3 protein-coding genes are annotated in these 2,331 nt (G+C 65.0%); 1 reads left to right on the plus strand and 2 read right to left on the minus strand.

Translation table 11 applies throughout. The features are described 5' to 3' along the window. Together AB4Y84_RS19635 and AB4Y84_RS19640 are read right to left on the minus strand one after the other, a co-directional pair. A partial coding sequence (locus tag AB4Y84_RS19635) for a sensor histidine kinase (protein WP_442250720.1) occupies nucleotides 1-966 on the minus strand: 966 nt, incomplete at its 3' end. 37 nt (nucleotides 967-1,003) lie between these two features. Beyond that, a complete protein-coding gene (locus AB4Y84_RS19640; protein WP_442244650.1) occupies nucleotides 1,004-1,939 on the minus strand; it encodes an alpha/beta fold hydrolase in 936 nt (311 codons plus the stop codon). A 204-nt stretch (nucleotides 1,940-2,143) separates the two neighbouring features. Between AB4Y84_RS19640 and AB4Y84_RS19645 the strand changes: the two genes are divergently transcribed. After that, nucleotides 2,144-2,331, plus strand: a 188-nt coding sequence (locus AB4Y84_RS19645; protein WP_442250721.1) for a methylenetetrahydrofolate reductase, incomplete at its 3' end; no start/stop codon positions are given.

Consider the following 2,331-nt stretch of genomic DNA (forward strand, 5'->3'; position numbering starts at 1 on the left):
CAGGTAGGCCAGTCCCACACCATGCCCTTGCGCAGGTTCGCCGCCAGTGCAGAGCGGGTTGTCCACCTGGAGGCGCAGCAGGTCATCTTCCAGCGACGCGCGGATATGTACCTCGCCGCCGCCCGCGCGGCTGGCAATACCATGTTTTATCGCGTTCTCCACCAACAGCTGCAATGCCATCGCAGGCAGTTGTGCCTGCACAGCCTCTGCGGCTATCTCCCGCCGCACCTGCAGACGCTGTTCGAAGTGGATCGCCTCGATAGCCAGATAGTCGTCGACCACTTCCAGTTCCTCGGCCAGGGTCACCTGCTCGCTGCGATTGTGGGCCAATGCGTGGCGCAGCGTGCGCGACAGGCGGGTGACCATGTCGCGGGCACGCTCGGGGTCTTCCAGAATCAGCGCTCGCAGGTTGTTCAATGCGTTGAACATGAAATGCGGATTCAGCCGCGCACGCAACGCATCGCGCTCCAGGGCGCTGCGCTCCGCCTCCACCCGCAATCGCGCCAGCTCGCTGTGGCGCGCGCGGCGCAAGCCATGCAGGCCCGCCCACAGTCCCGTCCACATCAAAAGGAACAGGGCGGTGTTCATCCAGTACAGCACGACCGACGACAGCTGATAGTCGGCACGCCCACCGGGCAACTGCACCCAGCCCAGGGCTAACGCCGGCAACAACAATGCCGCCGTCAGCGCCTGTGCAATGCTGGCGCCGACCACCACGCCAGTTGCCAGTTTCAACACCAGGCTGCCCAGACTGCCATCCCACCAGCGCTGCCGCAGTGCGACCGAACGCAGCACGCCGCTGCACAACCACAGGGAAACGGCAATGCTGAGGGAGATCAACACCACGCCGCTGAACAGCGTACCGCCGCCGATACGCACCCCCAGCCACAGGCTGTACGTCGCATAGCCTGCCCACGCCAGCGCGTTGAGGATCCAGAAGCGGCGGGATGGCGTGGTAGCGTCCATGAGCAGCCTTGGCGGTGGAGGAAAGGGCATACGGCGGTCAGGGATGTGCGGCGAGGAAGCGGCGCACCTGCGCCTGCAGCCAACGCGGATCATCCCACATCAGGAAGTGGTAACCCTGTGCGCTCATCTCGATCTGCACACCCGGCAGCTTCGCGTACTGCGCCTGGAACTGCGCACGGGTACTGGCTTCCGTACCCCCCATCGACTGATAAGCGGCCCAGCTGCCCAGCACCAGGACCGGCGTGTGGATGCCGGCGATGTCATCACGCAGATCGCGCACCAGCATGGAGTACATCGCATCGGCCATGCTCGTGCGATCACTGTCGCGCCCCCAACGCTGCAGCTCCGGCAGATGCTGGGTGCTGCGGGTCAGGGCTTTGGCAGTCGCATCGTTGCGTGCATTGAAGCTGGCCTCATCGGCCGCCAGCAGGCCTTCACGCAGCTGCCCGGCCATCATCCCCACGTTCTGCGCGGTGGCCTGCGGATTCATCACCGCCGCATAGAACGGCAGCGAATCAACGATCACCAGCGGACCGATGGTATCGGGTGCCTTCAGTGCCAGTTGCATCGCCAGCACACCCCCCAGGCTGTGGCCGATCACGGCAACCTTCGACAGGTGCCGCGCCTGCAGATAGCCCAGTAGTTCGTCGCGCATTGCCGGCAGGAAATCCGCCGGGCGCGGATCGGCAGGCGCCGCACCGGCAAAACCCGGCAGTTGCACCAGATGGCACTGCACGTCCTTCAGGGCCAGGCAGGTCTCACGCCAGACCTCCGCACTGCTGTTAAGCCCGGGAATCATCAGCAAGGGACGGCCCTTGCCGAGCACCTCGACCTGCACTGTGCCTGGAACGGCGGCCTTGTCGACGGCGGTGGCATGGGCCGGGCCTGAGCCAAGCACGGCCATCGCCAAGCCGATCATCGCCAGCCTGGCCAAGGCCTTCATCGCGTACCAGAGTGCCTGGAAGATCTTCATCGTCTGCTCCTTCATCGCGTGGGTGGTGCCGGGATTGGGACCAGCCTGGCTTGGCTTCCGGTGCCCCGGTTGCGATTACGGAGCAACGGCCCCTCAGCGGGGCGAACGGTCGCCAGCACGGGACGGCCTGACCCTACACGTTCACCGCACATCCATCTTGATGAAGCGATATACTGATCCGAACCCGACGCCACCGCCCGTGCCATGACCGCCATCAGCTTCGAGTTCTATCCGCCCAAGACCGATGAGCAGCGTAGCCAGCTGGACCGTGCCGYGGACAAGCTGAAGGCGTATGCCCCGGAGTACGTGTCCTGTACCTTCGGCGCTGGCGGCTCGACCCTCAGCTACACCTCCGAGACCGTGCGCCATCTCAACCAGCACCACGGCTTCGA

The organism is Stenotrophomonas sp. 2YAF22 (assembly GCF_052114665.1).
GTDB classification, from domain to species: Bacteria; Pseudomonadota; Gammaproteobacteria; order Xanthomonadales; family Xanthomonadaceae; genus Stenotrophomonas; species Stenotrophomonas indicatrix.